Below are 24,611 nucleotides of genomic sequence, written 5' to 3' on the forward strand. Positions count from 1 at the left end.
GCTTCAGAAACACACCAAACACACTTTTACCTTCACAAAACAGCCATTCTCGTGCTTTATGTGAAACACAGCCTCAGAGCATTTCCTCAGTCCATGGAAGCAGCAGTAAACATACCCAGCCCTCCACCTCTCCCAACCGAAAAAGGGACACAATCGTTCAAGGAGAACATGACTGGTGAAGAAATTCTCCGCATCATCTTCAAGACCTGCCAGCAAAGAGGCGTTTCAGACATCCAGCTACGCGCAAACCGTCCCCCCTACATCGAGACCCATCACGGCATGGAAGCCCTCCCACACCTCGGCATCCTCACCCCAGACGCCATGCTCAGCGTCTACCAAACCCTTCTCGATAACAAAGAAGACGACTCCCACGGCTTCGGCGACCCAGATCACGAGCGCGATTACATCAAAGAGGCTGTAGAAAATTTCCAAGAACGCCTCGTCGACGACTTTTCCTGCAATGGCATCGAATACGGCGACAACGGCGAAATCTCTGGCCGACTCCGTATTCAGACCCACCTTTCAGCTCCTGGCCTCGGCATCACCTGCCGTATCCTCAACGACAACATCCCCGAACTCGAATCTCTCGGCATCCTTCCAGACACCATTCAGTCCCTCCGCCGCTCTGTCCTCAAGCGCGCTGGCCTCTGTCTCGTCACCGGCCCCACTGGCTCAGGCAAATCTACCACCCTCGCCTCCCTTATCGATTGGGTTCGACGCCACCACTCCAAACATATCGTCACCATCGAGGACCCCGTCGAGTACCAGTACCCACACGACATGGATGACCCAGATGTGCCTGGCATGAAAACCCTTGCACCATCCATCGTCACCCAGCAAGAAGTCGGCCGCGATGTCACCTCATACCGCCAGGGCCTCAAAGATGTCCTCCGTAAAGCCCCGCACATCATCCTCCTCGGGGAGATTCGTGACCGCGAAGCCATGGACACCTGCCTAGAAGCAGCCCAGACTGGTCACCTCGTCCTCTCTACCCTCCACACCACCGGCGCTGTAAAAACCATGGGCCGTATCCTCGAGATGTACCCGAAGGATAAGCACGCCTCTATCCTCAACCGGCTCGGTGAAATCATGATCTTCATCCACTCCCAAGGACTCCTCACCGGTGTCCACGGCCGCGTCCTCACTTACGAGTTCCTCAATAACAATGACGACTCCGTCGGCGCCGCCATCGCCGCCTACGACCGAGGAGCCTCCGCCCTCGAAGATGCTATCCGCCGCTCCGGTAACGTCCAGTGGGACAACAACCTTTATAGACTCTTCCAGCAGGGACTCATCTCCCGCGAAGCTTTTGAGAATGCCAAACTCGCCAAATCTGGCGACGACTAAACATCCTCAAATCCCCCCAATATATAAACAAAACCATAAAAGAAATACATACCATGAAAATGAATACTAATATCCACAAGGCACCTAAGGGTGTGACTCTCATCGAGCTTTCCGTCGTTATCGCGGTCATCCTCGTTCTTATCTCTGTGCTATTCGTCGGAGCCTCATATTACCGCACTTCTGCAAGTAGAGCAGCCTGTATCGTCTCTCAGTCTAACATTGAGAAAGCTGTTGAATCATACGCCAACATCTCACAGGCAAACCTACTATATGCGGATCTAGACACTTCTGGACCAATGGCTGGACAAGGACTTCCGACATGTCCAAGCACAGGTGGTGCATATACTATTGCATGGGGCACTTCAGGTGATGCAACAGTGTCATGTGATGGTGATGCTACTCACGTTAAATAACTAAAACGTCTGACACAGACTCACATCATCCCCACCCCCTTCCAGAGGTGGGGATTTTTATTGCCCTCCACCCTATTTTATTCACACTTCTGTAATAAAAGCATGACCATCAGCCAACCTGAATCCCTTTCCCTAGGAAGACGCTTTAAACAAGCCAAAAAACTAGCCAAAGAAACCAGCCGCGTCGACAACCCGAATTGGTACGCAGATGCGTTTTCCATCGACCTCCAGCTGCACATCTTTGTCGGTTCAGATTCAGGCGCCATCTCCTACATCCGCACCACTTCCACAGGCGAGTGGGCGAAGGGGCCCAACATCTCCGTAGAGATGGAAGAAGACCCCACTCTCCTCCAGCCTGTCCTCGATGGCATTGTAAAAGAACACCTTTCTGACACCAAACACCCCGCCTTAGGCGTCATCCTCTATGTCGCAGACGAATTCGCCACTGCCGAACCCGGACCAGAACACCAAAACCCTGCGGAAATCGATACACTCCGCCTCAAGATCCAGCAAGATCCCCGTGCAGTCCTCGAAGACGCTTCAGTATCAAACACCACCCATTCTTGGCGCCTCTTCCCCTACCCCGGCGCCGCCAGCGGCCAAGCCTTCGCCACCGCCATCTCCTTCACCCGCCGCCACGAAGCTCTGCTCCAAGAATTCCGCGGCTACGGCAACCGCAACAACATCCCGATAAAAACTCGTGCGATCAGTGCCCCACTCTGCGCGATTGCAGCCCTCCCCTGGCTCCTTGAACAAAAGCCCGAAAATGGCTTCGTCGCCATCCACCACTACCCGCGCTTCTCCGTCCTCAGCTACTTTAACATTCACGGAGACCTCGTCCTCATCCGCACCCTCCAGCATCACGGCAATGTCCCCTTCTCCCCCCAAACGGCCAGCGCCATTATGACCAGCGCTACTTCCTTAGAACTTGAGAACCCACACGTTTTCGTTATCCCCATGGCTGGCGCCGCCCCAATGGGCATGACTGACTCCCTTGCCAGCATGCTGCCGAACTCTGAAGTCATCACCCTAAGCCCCACCAGCTCAGCGCTCCACATCCATACCGCCCCCTCCGCCGCAAAAGGAAAAAATGAGAGCCTCGGCATGACCCGTCCTTGGAAATGGTCCGACCTCACTGCGCAAACTGCACTCGAGAGCGAACCAACTCCCGCAGAAGATGCTGACAGCGATACTGCCATCCCCGGAGTCACTCGCCCCTGGAAAATCCAAGACATGGCCGCCGTCGCCATGCTTTCTCAAGTCCGGCTCGAGGTCGTTTCCACCACCAACCCTCCTTCCGCCAGTAATTCCGTCCTCGCAGAAAACCACACATTCAAAACCCTCGTCGAAGAAATGTGGCCAATCCAAGACTTCCTCCCTCCCTCTGAACAAGAAACCACCCTCTACCCAGCCCAGGTAGAAATGAAGCTCCTCAAATGGAGCAAATTCCTCAAAATCGCTGCCGTAGCAGCTCTAGCCCTCGTCGCTTTCAAATCCGGCTGGGACATTCTTTCCGCGACTAAAGACCCTGCTTGGGGATACGTCTCGTACAACCCGCAATACGAGATCATGATGCTCAAGAAAAAAGCCGGTGATTCTTCTCATCTCAATACCCTACTGAGCGACCGATCCCGTGGCTGGACTGCCATGGAGGTTCTCCCCGCTCTCTTTCCTGAAAATTCCGGCGTCACTGTCAGCAATTTCGAATACGATGCAAAAATTACACCCGCTGATGCCTCGAACAAAAAGATCCCCGTCTCTCGCCTTTGGAAAATCACTGGCACCGCGAACAATAAAGGAAAAGACCTCTTAGACAAACTCAATACCCGACAAGGTATCGAAGAGGTATTTAAACAAATCAAGCAAAACACCGGCGACAGCTCCTTTAATCCGGAATTATTCAACCGCACGCCCATCGCCAACATCGGAATCACTTACTCCGCATCAGGCCGCGACGGAAATTCCTCTCCCTATAAATTCAACATGACACTCAGACAGAGTTTCAACAACCAGGACCCCCTCACCCTTCCCGCAAAATAACCCCCTACTTGCCTAACTTGTCCCAATGAAGAAACTTTACATACAGTCGATCAGCATTTTCTCGCTAGTTATCCCCCTAGCCATAGTGCTCGTCCTCGGGATTATCATAAGCATTGTCAAATCCACAGCTCTCAACAACTTCGAGAAAAATAAGCGATCCTACCAAGAAGACCAAATGCTCGACCAGCAACTCACGGTGCTTAGGAAACAAAAAGGCTATGCAGCGCACCAAGAGCAATGGCGAGACCTCATGCTCGGTGACAGCTTCGCTAAACTCAATAAACAACTCGACTCATCCATCAAATCGGCCAACCAATCCGACACTCTCACCCTCACCAGCCAAAAACGCGACAGCCGTCCCAACCTCGGGGTCAAATCACAGTACTCAGCCTATAGTTACGGCCTGCGCGGCACCTACGGCGAGGTTCAACAATGCCTCCTACACCTAGAGTCGCACCTCCCTCAGACCATGCTCACCAAACTTTCCATCAAACCCTCCAGAAGCAATAATCTCTACGACTTCAACCTCAATTTCATCTCATGGGAACTCGCCAAGTAATCACCCTCACTTCGATCCTCGCTTTACCTGTCAGCTTACTTGCTGAAGATCAGAGCGCACGCTTCGAATTAGCCAATATCGATGATTTCATCGAGGCTCGCAAAGCTTCACTATTACTCAACGAGCGCACATTCGACCCCTTCGGCACCCCACTCGATCCCAACAAAAAGGTGGAAGAGAAAACACCAGAGCGTACGATCACCATCCAACCAAAAACTCAGCGCATCCTTATCGAAAACGAAATCGCACGACTCGCTAAAAAAGCAAACATCGTCGGCCGCAGCATGATCATCGAAGGCCAACCCTACTTCCGTGGCGACACCATCAAAGTCAGCGTCAAAGGAAAAACCTTCCCCCTCAAGGTCACATCGATCACTCGTTCTCGCGTTACATTCTACGATGCCGATGATAAGAATCTCATCTCTCTCGATATGGATAACCTCCCTGACCTACCTCTCGGTTCCGATCAAGAAATCGACCTAGAAGGTAACACAAAAACTCACGACCTCAATCAATAAATATACTCACCTTATTTCAATCTCCCTCCAAGAAACAAAAAACTACTCCACACCTGAACCGCGACAACATAACATACAAGTATAGCACTCGCTTTCAGTTGAGTCGAATGTACTTCATAGAATAAACTTGCCGCCTAACAAGCTATTCTATCTAATACAAACTAATCTCCTATACATATTAATAATACACAAAACCATGAGAAGCTACACATCCAAGTTACTACCCAGTACTCTTGCTGCCTTCGCGCTGTACTCCGCGACAGCATACGCCCAAGAGGAAACTACTCCAACTCCACCAGCGGCACCTCCTGCGGTAGATTCAGATCGCGCCACGCCAGCTGATATCGCGGAAAAATCACCCGTCGCCACCATTGAAGAACATGCGACCACAGAAACTACCGATACCACTGATGCTGTAGCAGAAACACCCACAGCACCACCTGCTCCTGCAGCACCAGTTCTGCCAGGTGAAGAAGAAGTCGCCATAGATAACGCTGAAGCTGCCCCAGAACAGGAAGAATTCGAAGACGGCATGCGCCTCAATAATGCAGACCTCAACACCGTATTCGAAGTGCTCGCACGCGATGCTGGACTTTCCTATTTCCATAACAACCGCATTGCCGGTGAAGAATTTAAAGTCAATGGCTACCTCCGTGACGGCGACGCTATCACCCAGATGGAAGACCTCGCATTTAATAATGCCCTCTCACTCCATCGCCGTGGAAACACCATCTATGCGCTTACCAAGGACCAGCTAAGCCAGCTTCCTGCTACAGAGTGGCACTACAACCTTCGCTACCTCCGTTCATCCAATATGAAGGAGCATATCCGCGAACTCGTCTCACCACTCCTCAGCCCCAACACAGGCATCGTCAACTACGAAGAGAAAACCAACACTCTTATCGTCATTGACACCCCTTACAAAGTCGAACGCGTCAAAAGCCTGCTAGAACGTATCGATCGCGCTAAAGGTCAAATCGTCGTAGAAGTCAAAATCTACCGAGTCAACACCTCAGCAGGCCAGTCTCTCGGCGTCAACTGGTCCAACACCCTCGGACCTGACTCAACAGTACCACTAAATATTTCCTTGGGAATTAATGACTTATTAGGTCTCCCATCCAGTGGTGTCGCTCCGCTCTCAGCTGGAGACCTCGTACTCTCTCCAGATGCGATCAGCGCCACACTCACAGCACTCAATGAAGGCGGAATTATTAAATTGCAGAATAATCCAGTGATTATTACCGAGGATAACGAAGCTGCATCTATCACTGTGATTGATCGTATTCCTATCATTACCACAGAGTCCACTCAGAACACCTCTGGTGGCAACCCAACCGTGACTGAAGAAGTACGTTACAAGATCGATGAAGAGGACTCTACCGATCCTGAAAACACACGCGAAATTGGTACCACCATTTTCGTCACTCCAACACTTCTTCCAGACGGCACTATCCGCCTCAGTATGCGCCCACGCGCTGCTAGCGTCACTCGCCAGGTCGAAAGCCTTCAAACTGGTAACCTCTACCCAGAAGTGCGTGAGTCCACTCTCACTACCATTGCTCGTATTCCAGACGGCCACTCACTCATCGTAGGTGGCTTCTTCCAAGAATCTGAGACCGAAGAAGAAAACAAAGTCCCTCTTCTCGGTGACATCCCAGTGATCAACTTCTTCTTCAAGAGCAAGGAAACCTCTAAGGTTCAATCCAGCCTGCTCTTCGTAGTCACTCCAAGCAGCTACTCACCAGAGAATCACGCGTCCCACCACCGCACCCACAATCGTCTCGAGTCGACACTTCAAGTGCGCGACAAAGAAACAACTTGGGATGATCCAGCCAACTACGACCTCGAAAAACCAAATCTCAATCGTACTTGGAATAATATCAAAAAAGAAAGTGGTCTCTACAACAACCAAAATAGCTCTGCGCCAACTACCAACAAACGCCGTAGCCACAGACGTTAATTCCTAAGATCCGTTTCTACGCAATTAGCATGAACTCTGCAGAAAGTAACGCGGTCACTGAATGGCATAGCTATGCCCTTCAGCAGAGCTCTGATATCTTCATGAAGTCTCAAATCGCCTCAAAAGAAGAAGTCTTCGCTATCTCAGACCAATGCATGCGCGCATGGAAACAAGGCCTCGCCGCCGAGCCTCTCTTCAGGCTCGCGGCTCTAGAGGATGACGACCACTCCCAATACGAGGCAAGTATCGAGCGCTGGAGCGCCGTGCTTGCCTCACTCGTCACCCCCGTCATGCCTCCGGCGCCTTTCGCGTCAAAAATGATGACTCCATCTGCGTTCTACGAAAAACATGAACCACTCTTCGAACTCGCACGTTCACTCCAGTGCCCTATCCTTTACAATGAAGATGCCGACGTCATCGGCGTGGGTTCTATCAACCCTGTGACCTGTACCATATTTGCCCAAGCCGTCCACGCCTACGTCAGTGATACTCTCGGACTCCTCCCCTACATCACCTGCGTTCGTCTCAACTACGAATCCTGGGAAGCTCTCAATGCAAAACACTTTCTCCGATGATCGAATTTGATGGTCTTCAATTCAACGAGCTGATCTCTAAGCAGCTCATGCAAAGTCTCGGCGCGCACGATCCAGAATTTGCGGAAATCACTCACGATCAAGTTCAAAACCGCGTCACTAAAACCACCTTCATGGCGGCTGTGGCCCAGCTCAACGGCCTAGCTTTCTTCCCCAAGGTCGCTGAGTTTTGCGATAGCTCCTTGCTCGAAAAATGTGACCCATCCACTCTCACCCGTGGCGATTTCACCCCACTCTGCCTCCACAACAACATTCTCCTGATTGCGATTGTTAACCCTTGGAACACCTCTGCCGATGAGTACATCATGCAGCGCTTCCCTGAGTTCGAAATCGCTAAGATCGTCACTCTCAAGTCTGAGATCTCACGTACCATCGAAGCCTCCTCCTCTGGAGGCGGTCCAAGTCAGTCGGAACTCGAGCAAATTGACGTCGAAGACTTCGAAGAGCACAAAAAAGACTTCGATGTCACCTCCACCGAGTGGGAAGAACCAATGGCAGCACTCACCGCCAACATTATGGCGGATGCCGTCAAACAACGCGCCTCTGACGTTCACTTTAAGGTCGAAAAAGAGACCTTCTATTATTCTTTCCGCGTCGACGGTGACCTCTCGGCCAAGCGAGAACTCCCTATGAAGTTGAAAGACAGGATCGACGCCTTCCTGCTCAACCTAATGAATCTACCTACAGAAATCCGTGCCACAGCCTGTGGTATTTCTGGTCGTTTCACTATTTCCTACTTCCATCGCCCCATCGATATCCGTTACGAACGCCATCGCACCTACCGCGGTTACCATGTAACAATGCGTCTGTTAGATAAGGGTCACTTAAATGTGACGCTCGGAAAAGGCTCTCTCGCTTTCGATGACGAGACCCTCTTCGCTGTTCGTCAGGTAATGAAAGTTCCCGCTGGAATTATTGTCATGAGTGGACCGACAGGTTCGGGTAAATCGACAACTCTAAACGCGATGTTGCGCGAGCTCAACCGGCCTGAAGTCAATATTCTCACACTTGAAAACCCTGTGGAGGATGAAGTCCCTGGAATCACTCACTGTGACTTGAAATCGGCAGATGAATTTAAGCCGATGATCTCTTCATTCATGCGTTCTGATCCCGATATTATACTTATGGGTGAGGTGCGTGATACGGAATCGGCAGAACTCGCCATCGAAGCAGCTGTCACCGGTCACAAGGTTCTTACCACTGTCCACACCGCTCGCGCTTCACAAATTATTGAACGTTTCGAGCAGCTCGGGATCGAACGCTGGAAGATCGCCCAAACTCTCAAAGCTGCTTGCGCCCAACGTCTCCTGAAAATATTATGCCCATACTGTAAAATCGAACTTGATGGCCTTTCAGATCTTGACCGCAGAACCTTTAAATTAGACGATAGCTGGGCTCATAAAAAAGTCTACGAGGCGAACCCTGACGGCTGCCAAGAGTGCCGAAACTCTGGCTATGCCGGACGTACCGCTATTCTAGAAATCATCCCCATCACTCCCAAAACCTCAGACCAACTCTCAAAAGGAGAAATTTCCCCATATGACCTCGAAGTGAAAATCGCTGAAGAGGGTGTTCTCCCCAACCTCCGCCGTAGTGGTCTCAAACTCCTTGAGGCCGGAAAAACTGACCTCAATGCCGTCAGTAAAGTAATTGATATGACATACGATGAGTAATCTACAATCTCAATCAGTAGCAGCAGATGCTACGGCGAAACCTAAAAAAACAAGTCTCGCCCAAAAAGAAATCAAGATCCCCTTCCTTGACTCAAATAAGCCGAAAACGTTCAAAACCAAGGCGCTGATTCAGTTCTATAAAGGCGTTGCCTCGATGCTCCGTGCACAAATCAACACAGCGGATGCTCTCAAGTACTATGCCGACGGCCTCCCAGATAAGGTTATGGCCGACGCCCTTATAAAAATTAAAGATGATATTGCTTCAGGTATCTCGGTCTATGACGCCTTTAGGCGCAGCAAACGTTTTGACGATATGACCCTCGGTCTCATCAAAGCTGGCATGGACTCCGGTAAACTCGACTCAGCATTCAAAGATCTCGCCGAGCGCGCCGAAACTGACTTGAAGTTTAAGAAACAAATCCGCAAGATCGTTCTCATTCCTTCATTCGTCTTCCCCGGTCTCATCATCGCCTTTATCTACTCACAGACAAAAATTGTCCCACAAATTAAAGACATGGTGGTCACTGGTGACTACGAACCTCAAGGCCCGGTACGCTTTTTCTTCACCTTGAGTGACTTTGTCATAAAATGGTGGCCACTAGGCGTCTGTATCTTGATTGCAATCGTATTAGCTTTCGTTCTCTCCGACAAACTCCGCCAGACAGTCACTGTTCTAGCTATGTCTAAGATCCGAATCTTACGCAAACTCATCCAAGGTGTCAGACAAGCAACCTTCCTTGGTGTGATCAAACTCCTTCATTCTAATGGTATTAATATGGCCAAAGCCATTCGCACCTCTGCAACCGCTGTCAAAGGCACTCCATTCCACGATGAATTACTGCAAGCTGCCGACCAATATGAAAAAGCCGGTGTCCCACTTGCCATAGCCTTTACCAAATATACTTCGGTCGATGATCAAGTCGTCCATATGCTTGCCATCGGTGAAAAATCTGCATCCATGGGCGTCCAACTCTCAATGCTTACACAAATGTATGAAGATGACTGTGACCAGCATATGGAGGACTTCACTAATATTCTCAACTTCTTCGTGATGGGCGGGGCCGTCAGTCTTGTCGCCTTCGTATTCTTATCCGTCTTCATGCCCGTCTTCTTGATGGGACCAGAGATGATGCAACAAGCTATGTAACCATAAACTGAAGAGCATTATGTTTCAGACAAAACTTGATCGTTGGCTAAGGGAAAACCTCGTCTACGAACACCACATTAAAGTGGTCAGCCTCCCCGAAAAACTTCCTCGGGGTGTCAAAGTCTCTGAAATTACTTCGCCAAACTATCAATACCTGCTCATAGCAAAGAAAAAACAAGTCGCAGAACGCTTAATCGCCCAACTCACCCATGCTGGCTCCGTCTTTTCTACCAAAATTGCTGAAGGTAGTCATTGGTATAATCCGCTCATAAATAATAAGAAAAAAAGCTTCACCTTTCGCATTTTTTGGTGGGCTGTGGCTCTTGTCATTGCCTACATCCTCTACATACAAATTTCGATATTCCTCGAAAGCGAATTCTTCTTTAAAGCGAAACAAGATCTCATAGAACTTCTCGGAAAATAAATCATGAAATATTCAGCTCAATCCCCCAATAAACAAAAGCTTCATCCATCAGGGGTCACCCTAGTGGAGCTCTCAGTGGTGATGAGCATTCTCATCATCCTCGTTTCCACAACCACCTTCTCAGTATCAGCCTATAAAAATTGGAAAGTTGGGCTCGAGGCAGGTGAAGACCTCAAAGCGATTTACCAAGCACAGCGGCTCTACCTCGCTGACCATCCAACTGAATCCAAAGGTAACCTTACTACTGCAAAGATCATCCCCTACCTGCCAGATAGCTACAATGGAGCGATGCCAGTCATTAACGACTTAGACGGAACTCCACTGGTGATCACCATCACAGAAGTCCCACCTGTCTTTGCAAATGGCTACGACCCTTCCCCGCCTAACAATAATGGGGTTTGGGACGCAGGCAAATAACCCTCCGAGATGATACTGTCTGCGATGCGCTACCTCTGCGCTCTCCTTCTTGTCCTAATTCTACCTCTACAAGCGGCCCCTCCAGCAGCCTTAGTAGTCGAAGACTTTAACAAAGTACCCCAGAGCTTTGAACTCTACGGCACCTACCAAGTGCACTCGATTATTCGCGTGCGTTCCGCCAAATCGCGCTCCATCCCCCTGCGTAACACCATCTATCGAGTCTACTCCAACGGCCAAGAACTTAGACTCTACCAAGAGGGACTAGGTTCAGTCTTCCACAGCTATGAAATCTATCGTGCCGACGGCATTTCTGAGCAGGACGATAAAGGCAACATAGCCATCAAACCAGGCCTCCAAGCTCGCCTTATCACCGAAGACCTCGTCAAACAAATCGCCGTCACTCAGCAAAAGCTCACCATCACTCAGTTCCCGCCGCTCTCCGACACGGTCGTCATCACCTATGCTAAACGAGCCCGATGAGATCTACTCACCCTCCTCCGCTCAAAATGCGCGAACTGAATACTCGTAACTTCTCGTCCCTTCCTATAAAACCAAACTCGTAACACAGTAATTCCTTTCCATGTCTCAGACTCCGCAGAGCGAAATCACGCTCACTTATAAATTTCTGCTCATCCTCAGCACCCTCAGTGCCGTCTTTTTCTGCTATCTCTACGTCACCAAACCATCTGAAACAATCATCGTTTCAGGAGACACCGCTATCGATGAAGAATCAGTTGATGAAGTAACAGAAGCCCCAACTGAATTAGTCAACAGCTTCGAAGCGCTAGCCTCGAACTCCTTACCCGGAGAATCAGCTCCAGCTACCCAGACATCTTCTACCGACTCACTAGACGGCATCCCACTACCAGAAACTCCCAGCACCGCCGATAAACTCGGTTGGGAAGAAACCAACGATCGCGTCCAACACGTCGTCACTGCCGAATTCGGCTCTGAAAGCCAGCGAGTCCTCATCGAAGTCCCAGTCATCTACCAAACTCGCGGACTGCGACTCGGCCCCGATCAAGCCAGCGAGGCGCAACGCGTGCTCCGCGCTCTGAAAATTTACCAACAACAAATCGAGAAACTCCACCAAGACGGAAAGAATATTCAAGCAGCTTGGAATTCCCTCCTGCTATCCGCCCAACCCATCGAAGCTCTCCGTGCTGATAGCCCATCGCTCCCGCAAACGAGCGCCAACAACCCCGCGCTACTCAACGAAAACAGTGCTCAAACCATCAAAGTTTCTAAATAATGAAAACGCGCACACTCATCGCAACACTCATTTCCTTCCCCTTACTTGCCTCTGCTCAAGAGTCACCTGCAGTAATCATTGTCGAAGAAGATGATATCAGCTTCGAAGAGGCTGCTGCAGCAATCATGCAGGAAGAAGCAGAACTGGCTGAGAATACGGATGACTCAGAAAGTGAATTTACTCAAGAATTGGATGACAGCTCCATCTCTCAAGACGTCGAACCCTTGCCTGAAATCCCAGAAAAAGTCATCAAAGAAGAATTCACTCCCAAAACACCAGTCTTCATAAAAACGGAAATCCCACGCCCAATCGAGCTAGCACCCAGTGCATCCGGCAATGTCACCCTCAAGTCTCCATGGGCTCCTAAACCGAAACAAAAAGCTCCGAGTGGCTGGCGTTACACCCCCGCTCCTGCCAGTGAAGCATACCCGATGGAAGTATCACTCAAAAATGGCAAAAAACTCAAACTCTCAGTCATTCCTCACAAGCTCGTCCCTGATGACTCACCACTCATCGTCCAAGCCGTAGAACCTGGCTACAATCCTGACCAAGGCTACCAGCAAACTGACAGCGTTTCCGCCCGTCTATTCTCAGCTACCGAAACCCTTTCCTCCGCCTCTAGCTCCCTTGACTCAAGCATTGAAAAACTTACACTCTTAGTGAATTCACTACCTAAAAAGTAACCATGAACTACCTACTCGCGATTGTCTGCGCATGCATCACTGGCATCGCGATAGGCATAGGCATCCATCATAACTTTGAAGACCCCAATTCTCACCTCGCTCCTGCAGGTGTAAATCCCACCCAAAACACGCTGACCGATAGCGGTTCTCATTCTACCCAGGATAATGACGACAACAACGATCTCGCAATATCAGCGAATTTTGATGCCACTGCCTTGAGCCAAGTGCAGGAACAACTCCAGCAGTTAAGTGCACAATACGAACAAATGCTCATCCACCAGTCCGAGCTCAATCGTGAAGTCAATGCTATCCAATTCAGGCTCGACACACATAGTGAAAGTTTTAGACCATTGCGCGCAGAGCGTGACACCCAAACCACTTCTCCCAGCCCAGCACAAGGCATAAGCCCTCTCCTCCCGCCACTCAGATAATTCCCCTTGGATACAAAACAAATGCTCCGTATTTGAACGTATTCCATACTCAACATTCCGAAAGCCCCCACCTTTCGGCTTACATTCCTAGAAAATGAACGAGAGACACCAAATTATCGAACTACTCGGCACAGGAGGCTTTGGTAGCGTGTATAAAGCACACGATACCGAACTCGACCGCGATGTCGCGATCAAACGTCTCAAAGCTGAAAAGTTCGAAGACAACCAAGATCTCAAAGAGCAACTTCTCGCTGAAGCGAAAATCCTCGCGGGCCTCAATCACCCAAATATCGTTACCATTTACGATGTCGTGAATAACGAAAATGGCGGCGAAATCATCATGGAGTTCGTCTCTGGTCTCACCATCGATAAATACCTCGAAGCCGGACCACTCACCTTACCTCAGTTCCTCTTCATTGCCCCCCAGCTGCTGAGCGCTCTGCAAACAGCGCATGCCAATGACATCCTGCATTGCGACATCAAGCCGACCAACATCATGATGCGTAAGCTCGATGATGACAACTACGAGACCAAACTGCTCGACTTTGGCCTCTCCCCTTCCCGTGATGACTCGGATAAAAAATCGACCAAGAAACTCTTGGGTTCTATCCACTTCATGTCGCCAGAAACTATGGACTCTGGTGAGTGCTCAGAAAAATCCGACCTCTACTCACTCGGCTGCATCTTTTACTATTTGCTAACCTCAGAATTCCCCTTCCAAGGTGACTCGCCAGTCCAAGTCATGGCGTCTCACATGCAAAACCAATTCACTCCAATAAACGAGCTGCGCTCAGACTTACCCGAGAGCCTCTGCCAGTGGATACATGGCTTCATGCAAGTAAAGCTCGATGAACGTCCCGCAGGCGCTAAAGAAGCTCTCAGCGATCTATTAGACCTGCCCGATCTCGACATTCTCAAAACGATTTCTGATGCCACCGAGCGCCTAGGTAAAAACCGCACAATGTACTACAATCTATCCGCTCTCAAACAAGGGCTGAAGACAGAACAAGTGCGGTTCTCTGAAAAATACGAAGCTGAAATATCAAAAAAGAAACCTAAGAAAACTTCAGCGCCACACTCCAACATCCCGATAGCCGAACGTTATCAACAAGCTCGCCCAGAGTCCCTCTGGTATTTCTCTATTGAGAATGAGCGAAAAGGCCCTGTCCATTTTACAAAAATTTGTGAACTCATTGCCCAAGGATATGTCCAGCCCCATGATACAATCTGGCACCCACGCATCGGCCAATGGACTCCAGCGAACCAAATTCCAGAATTCAAAGAAGAATTCTCCGAAGGCAAAAAAATGCCTCCCCGCCCGAAAAAACAAAAGCCTGTAAGTCTTCGCAACACCGCGAAAGTCAAAGCGCAACAGGCTCTCAAGAGTCCACAGCTCCAACAACCTGCTTTTTTTGAAGAAGATGAGGACCCCAGCATTTCCGTAGAAGTTACCCTACTTACTATCAGCTCTCTCCTCACCGCCGGTTTTATCTATTGGCAACAAGACAGCTGGCAACTAGCGCTGCTTGCTCTCGCAGGGATTTTACTCATTTTCGCCTTCATATTCAATCGCGTGCGTATGAAACAGCAAAACACCAAATGGCTCATTGCTGGAATAGCGCTTCCCCTTATTAGCGATTTTATTTTTGCTATCGTCCGTCCACGTAAAGGTGCGCAGTGCTTCATTCTCATGATTCTCGCCATCGCCTTCATCGGTTACGCGACCAGTCATCGTTATGAAGGAGATGCTGTCAGTGTACTGCAGCTTGAATTCCTTGGAAATTGGCAACATTGGAAACTCTCTGTCCCTGAACTACAAATCCCACACCTCGATCTCTCAAACATTAAGTTGCCATCATTCTAGCTCAACTTGAGCTAGCAACCTTGTAAGTTTGGGCCATTAAAGGCAACTTGCTTGATTTACCAATCTGCTTTCGAACCACGTGTATCCACATGGGTAAAACTGGAATAAGTCCCGATCCCACCATTGAACACACCCTCGGAACGCAATCGCCGCGCAATCGCCGAAACCGTCCGCGGGCTCACGCCTTTAAAACGCATGTCCACTGCGATATTCTGCATGTGATACGAGCGCGACTTTCCGCGCACAGCACGATTATAAGCAGGGCTGCGATAAATCGAGAGTAAATCATCAACCGGACGTTTCATCCGACTCGCCATTAAATCAATCACCTTCAAAATCGGCGCGATGTTCTTCCACATATAACGCGGAGGAAGACTATTCCCAGTCCTACCACGTGTTTTAAAATGTGGTGACAGCACCATCCGTGGTGTCACATTCACCAGCTTGAGACCTTTGATGTAATTTGCGTAACGCAAAACATCTAAGCCCTTCTGATCCACCCAAGACTGTGGAATCCCTTCTACTGGCTTGGTAGAATAAAACCAACCAGCTCGGGCATTCTCAAATCCAATGTATAATGAACTAGCAAATGCTGAAGCCCAGCCAAGAAAACGACGACGGCTCACGCACGCTCGCTGACTTTCTTCTTTGCTGATTTCTTTCTTCATTCCTTTGCTTTTGTGCACAGTCAGCTTCGAGCTTACCAGTAGAAAATAGCCGATTCCGTACTAATTTAACTTTTCTGGTAATCTCTGAAGTTTTTTAAACAATTCCCAGAAACAGTGACGTTTATTGTAATTGCTCTCCCCCAGATGACCAGAATTTATTAAAATTCGCCCTCTGCCCAGAACTCGCAAGCCTAAAAAACCACCCATCACGAGCACCTATTTAGCAGTAAATAATCACTCCCCCTTCATTGCCTTCAATAAATCATAAAGCGCAAATAGCAGAAGGAAACAAACCGTCCCAAAGACCCCAAACCAATAACACGCAAACACCTCCGCACTAGAGTTCACCCACCCATCTCCAATCCACGTTCCAAAAGCTACCAAAGCAACAGCGAAGAGCATCGTCCCCAGCAGCCACTTTCGACGAGTCCCCCTATCATGCAAAATGGCACGGGCTATTTGAATCGAATCTCTCATTACTCACTCAACCGATCATAGGCCGCCCAAAAGCCCTCAGTTTGACCTCTATCCGGCACTAGCTCTACCACCAAGGGCTTCTCACCACCTTCTATCTCCACTAGGTCCGCACTCGTCGCTTTTAAATAATCCATCTCCCACATTTCTGCCCATTTCTGGAAATTAACCTGATGCGCATTTGCCACGATCTCCTGAGTTGATTCAGACATCTTCTTGACCCGCGGTAAGCGTTCAAAAATACGACCACCGCCATTGTTTATTATGACGATTACCCGTCCTTTACCGTCACAGCCATCTAACAAAATCGGCGCAGACATATCATACATCGCTGTCAAATCTCCCACCACACACCACGCATCATCGAGACCGTGAGTTAGACCGATCCAAGTACTCAATTGCCCATCGATTCCATTTGCTCCTCGATTCGCTCGCACATGTTCAATCGGATACTCTCGTTGAGCAAACTCTCCCCATTCACGAATCGGTAAACTATTTCCCAAATATAGGCTCTCCGCCACACTCGCATATACCGATAAGGTACGAATCATCCCTGGTTCACTATCTGGATAGCTTTCTAACAATTGATCAATCTGCCCCCAGCGGCGGCGACTTTCTCTCAACAAATCTAGAGCATCGCCTAGCTCACCAACTTCACCCAAACCGGCTAACACCCGTGCCACATCTCCATGAATCACAGAACTTTCACGCGCCAATCCCGAAAACCCAGTGCGTGAAATCGAGAACACCTCAATATCTTTAGACTGCTCAAGGTCGCGCCAAAACCTACCCACCGGCACCTCACCAATCCGTAACACCAATGCCGGCTTATTTTCCGCCAACAATTTCTCAGGGCTCGCTACCACCAGCGGCCCGAGCAATTCGCGAAGACCTGAAGTAGGATCGGCGATCACTGGCACTTTGATTTCCTTCAAAAACCCAAAAACCTCTTCCCTATCTTCTGGCTCAATACCACCAAGACAGACCACCAGTCCCGACCAGAATTTTTCGAAAAAATGGACCAGACTGTTCACCTCGAAATTGTCCTTCTTGCGCTTGAACTGCCCCAAGCCAACACTCACTGGTCGAGCGACCTCGGCTTCTTCCACACACACATTCAAATGAATAGGCATGCGCCCAGACCATGTTGATAAATCTGCCTCTTCCTCCGCATCTACCTCGAGACAGCTCTCCACGTAATTACTAAAAATCCCCACCTGCTCAATCGCCTGCGGTGCTCCACTCCCCCGATACTCCGCCGGACGATCAGCTGTAATCAGCACCAGTGGACGCCCTTGGTAATACGCCTCAATCACAGCTGGTAAAAGCTCAGCTACAGCAGTGCCAGACGTCGTTACCACAGCACAAGGTTCTCGCGAATCCATCGACCGCCCTAAGGCAAAGAACCCCGCCGAACGCTCTTCAAAGTGCGACCAAATCACTGCATCATCACTGCTGATCAGCGTTTCCACTAAACTTAGGTTTCTCGCCCCAGCACATACTACGTACTCTCTAACACCTGCCTGTAAGCATGCCTCAATAAGGGCTGTTCCCGCATTCTTCACGCACCTTCTCTAGCGAATCCAACCTCAATGACAAAGCCTGAAAAGATATTTGTTTCCGCACTGGACGCTCTCCACTAGCAGACTAGCATCTGCCAAATCTTTTCCCAAGCTATGAACCAGACCACCAATGACGCCTCAAAATGGAACGCCTTCCTCTCGCGTTTCAGCCGTGTCACAAGCTCTGGCTCCTACCTTCCTGAAATCGATGGCCTCCGCTTTATCGCTATTATGGCCGTCGTGCTCTACCACGCCCATCTCTTTTTCTTTGCAAATCCCATCCCTAACTGGCCTCACTTCCCCGTCAGCTGGGATTGGCTAAACTTCGCCATAGGCCAAGGATGGTTTGGTGTTCAAGTCTTCTTCGTCATCAGTGGTTTCGTCCTCGCTCTTCCCTTTGCTGGACATTTTCTAGAAGGCAAAAAACCGGTAGACCTAAAAACCTACTACTCGCGGCGAGTTGTTAGAATTGGCCTTCCATACTGCATCGCCCTCACACTCGGGCTACTCTTCGCCCTCGGTGGAGACCTCTCGCTTACCGATGCCTTCCAACGCTACGCTGCTGGCCTACTCTACTCTCACGGCATCTTCTACGACGGCGCACTCAACCCCATCCTCTTTGTCTCTTGGACCCTCGAAATTGAAATCCAGTTCTATCTCTTGGCCCCCCTTCTCTGCACCGTTTTTAAAGTCAAAAACCTCGCCGCACGAACCGCAATTCTTACCGCAGGTATTTTCCTCGTTCAGCGCATTTCTGGTGAACTTAACCACCACCACTCCAGCCCACTCTGGTCGCATTCCATTATTGGCCAACTCCAATTTTTCTTAGCCGGCCTCATGCTAGGGGACTTCTATATCTCGCTCTGGAAAGACAAAACAAGAAAGCTCACTTGGCTTTGGGATTCGATAGGTGCCCTCTCCTGGCTCGCTATCCCCCTCGCCTTAAAACTACCAACACTCCAATCTTGGCTCGCACTTCTCCTCCTCCTAGCATTCACCTGCGTGCTCCGAGGAAATCTACTGCGCAAGCTTCTTTCACTATCCTTAGTCTCCACCATCGGTGGTATGTGCTACTCCATTTACCTCTTCCATGGAGCCATCCTCTACTCGCTCTTCTATCACCTCATCACGCCCATTTTTGGCAACAGCAAAGGAAGCTGGCCCTATAATTTACTACCATTAGCAGTCCTAACAGCTCTGACTATTATCGGCTGCTTGCTCCCCTATTACTTTATCGAAAGACCGACTATGCTCTGGCGTGGCAAGAAAAAGTAAAACCAGCGTCTGCTTCCACGAAATGTCTGGCAACCCACTTAGTTGCAATTATTCCTGTATTTTGTGGCAACTACTTCCTATAGTAGTTTTCCCAGAATTCCCCTCTCCCTTAATCTAGCACCTCCATGCAACTCCTGACTCCAGCAAAAAACCTGAGATACATCAGTTATATAGGTCTCGTATTTGTCGTGGCATTTGCCCTCTTCATCATCGCTCACGAACGCCATGTGCAGCGAGAAGCACAATTAGACACGAAACACTACAGCGAACTCCTCTCCCCCTGCCTCTGGAATATCGATGACAAATCGGCGCAAGAATATGTAAAATTTATTGCTCAAGAAAACGAATTCAACTCGCTCAAAGTCACCCACGCAAACGGAGATCCCTTTGTCAGTTATACCAACTCGACAACACCCGGAGAAATAGCCCAATACCTAACCGATCTTGGCTTAATCCGAACCATCCATTCCGAACAACCGATCTATCACCAATCTGAAAAAATTGGCTCCATCTATACCGAAAAAAGTAACCGCAGCATCTATACTTATTTTTACCTAGCTCTCCTCCTCTTGCTCACACTTATTCTCATCGCCTTAATTAAAATCGCCAAAATTAACCGAGCTCATCAAAAACGAATCGAACACGACCTCTGTGAGAACCGCGAACGCCTACACAGCGTAGTCTCTGCCTCCCCCCTCATTACCTTTTCTCTAGACCGACGTGGCCTCTTCACCGTCTGTGAAGGAATGGGCATGTCGAAACTTCACGACAGCCCACCAGATATCATTGGAAAATCCATCGAACAAGTTAACCACTCGCTCCCAGCTACTGTTGACGACTTCCACCAAGCTCTACGCGGTGAAAGCTTTAGTACCATCCGTGAATCTTCAGGTCGCACCTTTGAAACTTGGTACACCCCCATGCGTGAAGACGACCACATTACTGGCGTCATTGGAGTAGCAACCGACGTCACAGCAGCTCTCCAAGCAGTCAACTCCCTGCAAGAGGACAAACACACACGCCTAAATGAACATCAACTCGCCCAGCGTACTCACCAATCACTCTTACCCGAAAAAACTCCAACGCTCTCGGGTTATGAGATTGGCTTTCTCTGCAAGCCATCACAGCACATCGGGGGTGATTACCTGCATTTTGAAGAATCCCCACACATGCTCAGCTTTACCTTCGCTGAAATGTCTGGCCACGGTGTCTCCTCAGCACTCCTCGCTTCCATATTCCACACCCAGTCAGAAGCGCTTCTCTCCGATCGCGCACTTCCACTCGATAAAGCATTTTTTGAAATCAATTGCCGGCTACACGACCTTTTTCCGGAAGGGCGATTTGCCGCTACTTTCCATGCCAAACTTGATTCCAACCTCCACACCCTTGAGTACATCAAAGCATCTCCTGAGCCCGCCATTCTCTTCAGCAAAACAGGAAGCGCTAAAATCATCGATGGCGGAGGCCCAGCAATCGGCCTGCTACCCTCTGAATTGCTAAGTGAAAAATCATTCAAACTACAATCTTTAGCACTCGCTCAAGATGACTCTGTTTTTGTATACTCAGACGGCATTGTGGAAGTCGAAAACCACAAAGGAAAGGTGATCGAGCGCAGAGAAATCATAAAATGGGTAAAAGCGGAAATCCACAAACCGCCACAGCAAATCGTCGATTCAGTCTACCGCAAAGTCCTCAGCCATGCTGGCAATAAAGAAATTTTAGACGACATTAGCATGCTCATTCTCAGACGATCATAATACCATTTGAGCAACGATAAACCCTCTATCCATAGGTCTTTATCACGGCTAAAAACTGCGCCAAGTAACGATCAGCTTTCGCCTCTCCCACGCCTCGAATCTGTCGACCAGCTTCAATCGACTTTGGTCTCAAACGAGTAAAATACTCCAACGTCTTGTTAGGAAACACTGCATACGCTGGAACATTCTCAGCTTTCGCAATATCGAAACGCAATTGTTTCAAACGCTCAAAAAGCTCTGGGTCAAAGCCTACTTCACTCAGCTCGACACCTTCATCAGCTGTGGTCGCGGACTCTTCTTTGTTCGCATTTGGCCAAACAAGAGTGCAATTCGCTTTCCCTAACATCACTGACTCCCCACGCGGCGTAAGACTCACCAGAGGGTATTCACCTTTCTGAGTGTAGATCAAGCCAGCGTCATGCATCGCATGGAATAACTCATTCAAATAAGCCGTTCCCTCAGACTTTAAAATTCCGTATGTACTCAGCGTGTCTAACTGATTCTTCTTCACCTCTTGAGATTTACTACCCACCAGCATCTGCACGATACGTCCTCGTCCAAAACGCCCCTCCCACTTGCCACGCACCTTTCGGCTCATCCTCGCCACACCACTCAGAGCTTTGCGTAACACCAGCACCTGAGCATCACTACCCTCACTCGCATCATCGCCAAACTTGCTACGACAGACATCGCAGCTGCCACAAGCAGCAGCATCCGCTTCGCCGAAATACTCCATGATCCATTGCTGCCTGCACATTCGTGCATAGCACAGCTCCACCATCGCACCTAACTTTGAGCTATCCCTACGTTCTTTCTCTTCCAGCGCTTCTCTATCAATTCCTATCCGACTCGTTAGAACATCTGGCTTCAAAAGGCGTGTCCCCTTCACCCGCGAACCTGCCACATCAAAGCGCTCAATTAAACCGTGCCGAATAAGAGCCACCAGTGCACTTCCCACCGCCATACCATTTTTCACATCAGCCCCATCCTTGATCTGCTCCATCGTTTGATGCACCTCAAAATCTGAATCCGCTTGATTCAGTAAATACTGATACACGCCACAAATAGTCGCATAACTCGGATTTACTCCTTCAATAAAAAATTCCTGCGTCCGCGTGTCTGCATAGTTAAACAGCAACTCACAGTACGCAGCCTCGCCATCACGTCCCGCACGGCCAGCTTCCTGATAATACGCCTCAACACTACCGGGAACTTCAAAATGAATCACAAATCGAACATCCGAACGGTCAATACCCATCCCAAAAGCATTCGTAGCAACCGCCACATCTGCTTCCTTGTTGATAAACACATTTTGTGTCTTCTCCCGCATATCGTCACTCATCCCACCGTGGTAAGCAATGCAGCTCACTCCCCAATCATGGAGCATTTCAGAAACCTCATCCACCCGTTTGCGCGTTGCACAATACACAATGCCAGTCTTCCAACGTTTCACCACCTCGCGAATCCGCTTGTACTTCTGGTCGTGCTTAGAAACCGCTGTGATCATTAAAGAAAGATTTGGACGAGCAAAACCACTCACTACCTCAAAGGGATCGCGCAGATCTAACACTTTCAAAATATCTTCCCTAACTACAGGTGTTGCCGTCGCTGTCAGCGCCACACATTGTGGTCTCCCGACACGCTCCAACGCCTTCCCCAATCGCATATAATCCGGACGGAAATCATGCCCCCATTGACTCAAACAATGCGCTTCATCCACCGCAAAAAGAGCTACATCCACATCCTCTAAGGCACGCACAAAACTCTCTGCTTTAAATCGCTCAGGCGCCACGTACACTAATTTATAGTCTCCTGCTCGCATCCGCGAAATGCGCTCCCGCTGTTCCGACAAACTCAGTGTCGAATTAATCATCGTCGCAGGAATCCCCTTGGCTACCAGTGCATCCACCTGATCCTTCATCAGCGCAATCAACGGACTCACTACCAGCGTCACACCGCGGAGACATAGCGCCGGCAGCTGATAACACAGCGACTTCCCCCCCCCTGTTGGCATCACGACCAAACCATCTTTTCCCGTCAGAATTTTCCCAACGACTTCTTCCTGAGCATCCAGAAATCCATCAAACCCAAAATACTCCTTCAATGCCTCCAAAGGCTGTTTAATCACACGATCCATCTATACCAAATCTCCAATCGATCCAAAGTCTGCCACAAAAAGCCTCTTGTACAAACGAGCCGTCGAACTATCTGTTAGACTCGCTAAAAAATCACACAACAAGCGTTGCTTCTGCTCAGACAACACCGCCGCAGCAATCTCCTCTGCAATTTCATCTGGCAACAAATGGTACATTTTACCCTCATTTCTCAAATAACGATCACATAACAACTTCCACAATTTCTCTAACATGTAGTTTCCTTTAAATTCTAACTGATTCAATTCAGTCGAAAGAAACACCACATCGAAAGCTAACCTCTTAAACACCTCAGATTCAGCACGTATCTCAGTATCAATCACCAGCTTATAATGATACCTATTAGATACACCACTCATCCAGTTGTGATCTTCCTCCAAACTCACCGCCTGGAGATATTTACCAATGCGCCTGCCCATCATCGGCTCCACTCTGTCTAACCGAATTGCCTTTAATAAGTCACCTAGAGCCGATCCTTCATCAATGCTGCACTCATTCTGCTCGGCCCATTGTTCAATCTTCTGAATCGTCAAAAATCCAGCGCGGACACTATCAGCTAAATCATTCAGACAATACGCCACATCATCTGCCCAATCCATGATCTGGCATTCTATCGACTTAAAAGCATCACGCGGTTTCCCGGGCGTCTGCTCAATCGCAAAATCGCGACCATCAAACACCCAATCCAAATAACCCATTTGCTCATCGTAAATAAAATGGTTCTTCGGCGCCTTCCCACCATTCACCGACTTCAGCTCAGACCAAAGCGTTTTATATTTCAACACGCTGTCTAAAAATGCTCGCGTCGGATTCATCCCCGACTTACGCGCCGTAAAAATCCGCTCAGTCAACAATCGCAATGTCTGAGCATTCCCCTCGAAACCGCCCGCATCAGCCATTAAACCATTCAATGCCGTCTCCCCAGCATGACCAAATGGCGGATGCCCGAGATCATGGGATAAACAAGCAGCTTCCACCAAATCGGAGTCGATAGAATAATCCTCAGATAACAATTCAGATGTCTTATTTAAGTACTGACAAATCGATCTTCCAATCTGCGCCACCTCTAACGAGTGAGTCAAACGCGTACGATAAAAGTCGTATTCTCCACTCCAGAAAACCTGAGTCTTACTCTGCAGCCTACGAAACGAAGGAGTGTGAAGCACCCGGTCTCTATCAATCTGAAACGGTGTGCGAAAGTCATCCCGCTCCGACTCCACAATCAGTCTCTCCGTATCAAACGCAGTATAAAATCGATTTTCCATATGACGCTGCGACAGCTTAATCAGCCATCACTCAGCGACAACACTTTTCCTACAAGGCAACAGAACCCACCTTTTCAAGCCCACCCTAGAACCGAATGCAACACATTGGGTGGCATCCTCAAAAACAAATCACAGT

The 24,611-nt window shown here is 49.2% G+C and carries 23 protein-coding genes; 18 read left to right on the forward strand and 5 right to left on the reverse strand.

Annotated features, from left to right (window positions below; translation table 11 throughout):
• The first annotated feature begins 93 nt into the window (after positions 1 to 93).
• The 16 genes from ACFPK9_RS04840 to ACFPK9_RS04915 all read left to right on the forward strand — a co-directional run bounded on the left by ACFPK9_RS04840 (position 94) and on the right by ACFPK9_RS04915 (position 15,321).
• A complete protein-coding gene (locus tag ACFPK9_RS04840) occupies positions 94 to 1,347 on the forward strand; it encodes a type IV pilus twitching motility protein PilT (protein WP_377093618.1) in 1,254 nt (417 codons plus the stop codon).
• Positions 1,348 to 1,400: 53 nt separating this feature from the next.
• Positions 1,401 to 1,760, forward strand: coding sequence for a type II secretion system protein (locus tag ACFPK9_RS04845; RefSeq protein ID WP_377093620.1), 360 nt, complete (start codon positions 1,401 to 1,403; stop codon positions 1,758 to 1,760).
• A 102-nt stretch (positions 1,761 to 1,862) separates the two neighbouring features.
• A complete protein-coding gene (locus ACFPK9_RS04850) occupies positions 1,863 to 3,800 on the forward strand; it encodes a hypothetical protein (RefSeq protein ID WP_377093621.1) in 1,938 nt (645 codons plus the stop codon).
• 25 nt (positions 3,801 to 3,825) lie between these two features.
• On the forward strand, positions 3,826 to 4,359 hold the full coding sequence (locus tag ACFPK9_RS04855) for a hypothetical protein (protein ID WP_377093623.1): 534 nt from the start codon (positions 3,826 to 3,828) through the stop codon (positions 4,357 to 4,359).
• The gene (locus ACFPK9_RS04860; protein WP_377093624.1) at positions 4,341 to 4,877 is read left to right on the forward strand and encodes a hypothetical protein; all 537 of its coding nucleotides are present in this window, start codon (positions 4,341 to 4,343) and stop codon (positions 4,875 to 4,877) included. The genes ACFPK9_RS04855 and ACFPK9_RS04860 overlap by 19 nt, the downstream gene beginning before the upstream one ends.
• A gap of 196 nt (positions 4,878 to 5,073) precedes the next feature.
• Complete coding sequence (locus ACFPK9_RS04865) at positions 5,074 to 6,837, forward strand: type II secretion system protein GspD (protein WP_377093626.1); 1,764 nt, start codon at positions 5,074 to 5,076, stop codon at positions 6,835 to 6,837.
• A 29-nt stretch (positions 6,838 to 6,866) separates the two neighbouring features.
• The gene (locus tag ACFPK9_RS04870) at positions 6,867 to 7,412 is read left to right on the forward strand and encodes a hypothetical protein (protein WP_377093627.1); all 546 of its coding nucleotides are present in this window, start codon (positions 6,867 to 6,869) and stop codon (positions 7,410 to 7,412) included.
• On the forward strand, positions 7,409 to 9,103 hold the full coding sequence (locus ACFPK9_RS04875; RefSeq protein ID WP_377093629.1) for a GspE/PulE family protein: 1,695 nt from the start codon (positions 7,409 to 7,411) through the stop codon (positions 9,101 to 9,103). The genes ACFPK9_RS04870 and ACFPK9_RS04875 overlap by 4 nt, the downstream gene beginning before the upstream one ends.
• Positions 9,096 to 10,250 carry a type II secretion system F family protein gene (locus ACFPK9_RS04880; protein ID WP_377093631.1) on the forward strand — a complete coding sequence of 385 codons (1,155 nt, stop codon included), beginning with the start codon at positions 9,096 to 9,098 and terminating at the stop codon, positions 10,248 to 10,250. Before ACFPK9_RS04875 ends, ACFPK9_RS04880 begins: the two co-directional genes overlap by 8 nt.
• A 19-nt stretch (positions 10,251 to 10,269) precedes the next feature.
• Positions 10,270 to 10,674, forward strand: coding sequence for a hypothetical protein (locus ACFPK9_RS04885; RefSeq protein ID WP_377093633.1), 405 nt, complete (start codon positions 10,270 to 10,272; stop codon positions 10,672 to 10,674).
• 3 nt (positions 10,675 to 10,677) lie between these two features.
• Positions 10,678 to 11,091, forward strand: a complete 414-nt coding sequence (locus tag ACFPK9_RS04890) for a type II secretion system protein (RefSeq protein ID WP_377093635.1) — start codon at positions 10,678 to 10,680, stop codon at positions 11,089 to 11,091.
• 9 nt (positions 11,092 to 11,100) lie between these two features.
• Positions 11,101 to 11,571 (forward strand): hypothetical protein, encoded by a 471-nt coding sequence (locus ACFPK9_RS04895; RefSeq protein ID WP_377093637.1) that lies wholly within the window; start codon positions 11,101 to 11,103, stop codon positions 11,569 to 11,571.
• Between the two features lie 100 nt (positions 11,572 to 11,671).
• The gene (locus tag ACFPK9_RS04900) at positions 11,672 to 12,343 is read left to right on the forward strand and encodes a hypothetical protein (protein ID WP_377093639.1); all 672 of its coding nucleotides are present in this window, start codon (positions 11,672 to 11,674) and stop codon (positions 12,341 to 12,343) included.
• A complete protein-coding gene (locus tag ACFPK9_RS04905; protein ID WP_377093641.1) occupies positions 12,343 to 13,026 on the forward strand; it encodes a hypothetical protein in 684 nt (227 codons plus the stop codon). Before ACFPK9_RS04900 ends, ACFPK9_RS04905 begins: the two co-directional genes overlap by 1 nt.
• A gap of 2 nt (positions 13,027 to 13,028) precedes the next feature.
• Positions 13,029 to 13,457: a hypothetical protein gene (locus tag ACFPK9_RS04910; RefSeq protein ID WP_377093643.1), complete on the forward strand. Its 429-nt coding sequence runs from the start codon at positions 13,029 to 13,031 to the stop codon at positions 13,455 to 13,457.
• Positions 13,458 to 13,551: 94 nt separating this feature from the next.
• Positions 13,552 to 15,321, forward strand: coding sequence for a protein kinase domain-containing protein (locus ACFPK9_RS04915; RefSeq protein ID WP_377093644.1), 1,770 nt, complete (start codon positions 13,552 to 13,554; stop codon positions 15,319 to 15,321).
• Between the two features lie 56 nt (positions 15,322 to 15,377).
• Here the strand turns inward: ACFPK9_RS04915 and ACFPK9_RS04920 are convergent, their stop codons facing one another.
• The 3 genes from ACFPK9_RS04920 to menD all read right to left on the reverse strand — a co-directional run bounded on the left by ACFPK9_RS04920 (position 15,378) and on the right by menD (position 18,028).
• Positions 15,378 to 16,007 carry a YcbK family protein gene (locus ACFPK9_RS04920; RefSeq protein ID WP_377093646.1) on the reverse strand — a complete coding sequence of 210 codons (630 nt, stop codon included), beginning with the start codon at positions 16,005 to 16,007 and terminating at the stop codon, positions 15,378 to 15,380.
• Between the two features lie 216 nt (positions 16,008 to 16,223).
• Positions 16,224 to 16,466, reverse strand: coding sequence for a hypothetical protein (locus tag ACFPK9_RS04925; RefSeq protein ID WP_377093647.1), 243 nt, complete (start codon positions 16,464 to 16,466; stop codon positions 16,224 to 16,226).
• A complete protein-coding gene (gene menD / locus ACFPK9_RS04930; RefSeq protein ID WP_377093649.1) occupies positions 16,466 to 18,028 on the reverse strand; it encodes a 2-succinyl-5-enolpyruvyl-6-hydroxy-3-cyclohexene-1-carboxylic-acid synthase in 1,563 nt (520 codons plus the stop codon). The genes ACFPK9_RS04925 and menD overlap by 1 nt, the downstream gene beginning before the upstream one ends.
• Positions 18,029 to 18,139: 111 nt before the next feature.
• Here menD and ACFPK9_RS04935 point away from each other — a divergent pair, with 111 nt between their 5' ends.
• On the forward strand, positions 18,140 to 19,300 hold the full coding sequence (locus ACFPK9_RS04935; protein ID WP_377093650.1) for an acyltransferase family protein: 1,161 nt from the start codon (positions 18,140 to 18,142) through the stop codon (positions 19,298 to 19,300).
• Positions 19,301 to 19,425: 125 nt separating this feature from the next.
• Positions 19,426 to 21,057 carry a SpoIIE family protein phosphatase gene (locus tag ACFPK9_RS04940; protein WP_377093652.1) on the forward strand — a complete coding sequence of 544 codons (1,632 nt, stop codon included), beginning with the start codon at positions 19,426 to 19,428 and terminating at the stop codon, positions 21,055 to 21,057.
• 25 nt (positions 21,058 to 21,082) lie between these two features.
• On the opposite strand, the gene ACFPK9_RS04945 is transcribed toward ACFPK9_RS04940, so the two are convergent.
• Together ACFPK9_RS04945 and dgt are read right to left on the reverse strand one after the other, a co-directional pair.
• Positions 21,083 to 23,194, reverse strand: coding sequence for a RecQ family ATP-dependent DNA helicase (locus ACFPK9_RS04945; protein ID WP_377093654.1), 2,112 nt, complete (start codon positions 23,192 to 23,194; stop codon positions 21,083 to 21,085).
• Positions 23,195 to 24,475: a dGTP triphosphohydrolase gene (gene dgt / locus ACFPK9_RS04950; protein WP_377093656.1), complete on the reverse strand. Its 1,281-nt coding sequence runs from the start codon at positions 24,473 to 24,475 to the stop codon at positions 23,195 to 23,197. It abuts the gene before it with no gap.
• Between the last annotated feature and the right edge of the window lie 136 nt (positions 24,476 to 24,611).

Origin of the sequence: Rubritalea spongiae (assembly GCF_042652385.1) — a bacterium.
GTDB classification, from domain to species: domain Bacteria; phylum Verrucomicrobiota; class Verrucomicrobiia; order Verrucomicrobiales; family Akkermansiaceae; genus Rubritalea; species Rubritalea spongiae.

Excerpts from the sequence above, each read along its gene's own strand:
- ACFPK9_RS04845 (WP_377093620.1), top strand. The coding sequence starts at position 1,401 with ATGAAAATGAATACTAATATCCACAAGGCACCTAAGGGTGTGACTCTC.
- ACFPK9_RS04935 (WP_377093650.1), top strand. The coding sequence starts at position 18,140 with ATGAACCAGACCACCAATGACGCCTCAAAATGGAACGCCTTCCTCTCG.
- ACFPK9_RS04860 (WP_377093624.1), top strand. The coding sequence starts at position 4,341 with ATGGGAACTCGCCAAGTAATCACCCTCACTTCGATCCTCGCTTTACCT.
- ACFPK9_RS04880 (WP_377093631.1), top strand. The coding sequence starts at position 9,096 with ATGAGTAATCTACAATCTCAATCAGTAGCAGCAGATGCTACGGCGAAA.
- ACFPK9_RS04870 (WP_377093627.1), top strand. The coding sequence starts at position 6,867 with ATGAACTCTGCAGAAAGTAACGCGGTCACTGAATGGCATAGCTATGCC.
- dgt (WP_377093656.1), bottom strand. The coding sequence starts at position 24,475 with ATGGAAAATCGATTTTATACTGCGTTTGATACGGAGAGACTGATTGTG.
- ACFPK9_RS04850 (WP_377093621.1), top strand. The coding sequence starts at position 1,863 with ATGACCATCAGCCAACCTGAATCCCTTTCCCTAGGAAGACGCTTTAAA.
- ACFPK9_RS04890 (WP_377093635.1), top strand. The coding sequence starts at position 10,678 with ATGAAATATTCAGCTCAATCCCCCAATAAACAAAAGCTTCATCCATCA.
- ACFPK9_RS04915 (WP_377093644.1), top strand. The coding sequence starts at position 13,552 with ATGAACGAGAGACACCAAATTATCGAACTACTCGGCACAGGAGGCTTT.
- ACFPK9_RS04840 (WP_377093618.1), top strand. The coding sequence starts at position 94 with ATGGAAGCAGCAGTAAACATACCCAGCCCTCCACCTCTCCCAACCGAA.
- ACFPK9_RS04905 (WP_377093641.1), top strand. The coding sequence starts at position 12,343 with ATGAAAACGCGCACACTCATCGCAACACTCATTTCCTTCCCCTTACTT.
- ACFPK9_RS04875 (WP_377093629.1), top strand. The coding sequence starts at position 7,409 with ATGATCGAATTTGATGGTCTTCAATTCAACGAGCTGATCTCTAAGCAG.
- ACFPK9_RS04925 (WP_377093647.1), bottom strand. The coding sequence starts at position 16,466 with ATGAGAGATTCGATTCAAATAGCCCGTGCCATTTTGCATGATAGGGGG.
- ACFPK9_RS04885 (WP_377093633.1), top strand. The coding sequence starts at position 10,270 with ATGTTTCAGACAAAACTTGATCGTTGGCTAAGGGAAAACCTCGTCTAC.
- ACFPK9_RS04900 (WP_377093639.1), top strand. The coding sequence starts at position 11,672 with ATGTCTCAGACTCCGCAGAGCGAAATCACGCTCACTTATAAATTTCTG.
- ACFPK9_RS04865 (WP_377093626.1), top strand. The coding sequence starts at position 5,074 with ATGAGAAGCTACACATCCAAGTTACTACCCAGTACTCTTGCTGCCTTC.
- ACFPK9_RS04910 (WP_377093643.1), top strand. The coding sequence starts at position 13,029 with ATGAACTACCTACTCGCGATTGTCTGCGCATGCATCACTGGCATCGCG.
- ACFPK9_RS04940 (WP_377093652.1), top strand. The coding sequence starts at position 19,426 with ATGCAACTCCTGACTCCAGCAAAAAACCTGAGATACATCAGTTATATA.
- ACFPK9_RS04895 (WP_377093637.1), top strand. The coding sequence starts at position 11,101 with ATGATACTGTCTGCGATGCGCTACCTCTGCGCTCTCCTTCTTGTCCTA.
- ACFPK9_RS04855 (WP_377093623.1), top strand. The coding sequence starts at position 3,826 with ATGAAGAAACTTTACATACAGTCGATCAGCATTTTCTCGCTAGTTATC.
- ACFPK9_RS04945 (WP_377093654.1), bottom strand. The coding sequence starts at position 23,194 with ATGGATCGTGTGATTAAACAGCCTTTGGAGGCATTGAAGGAGTATTTT.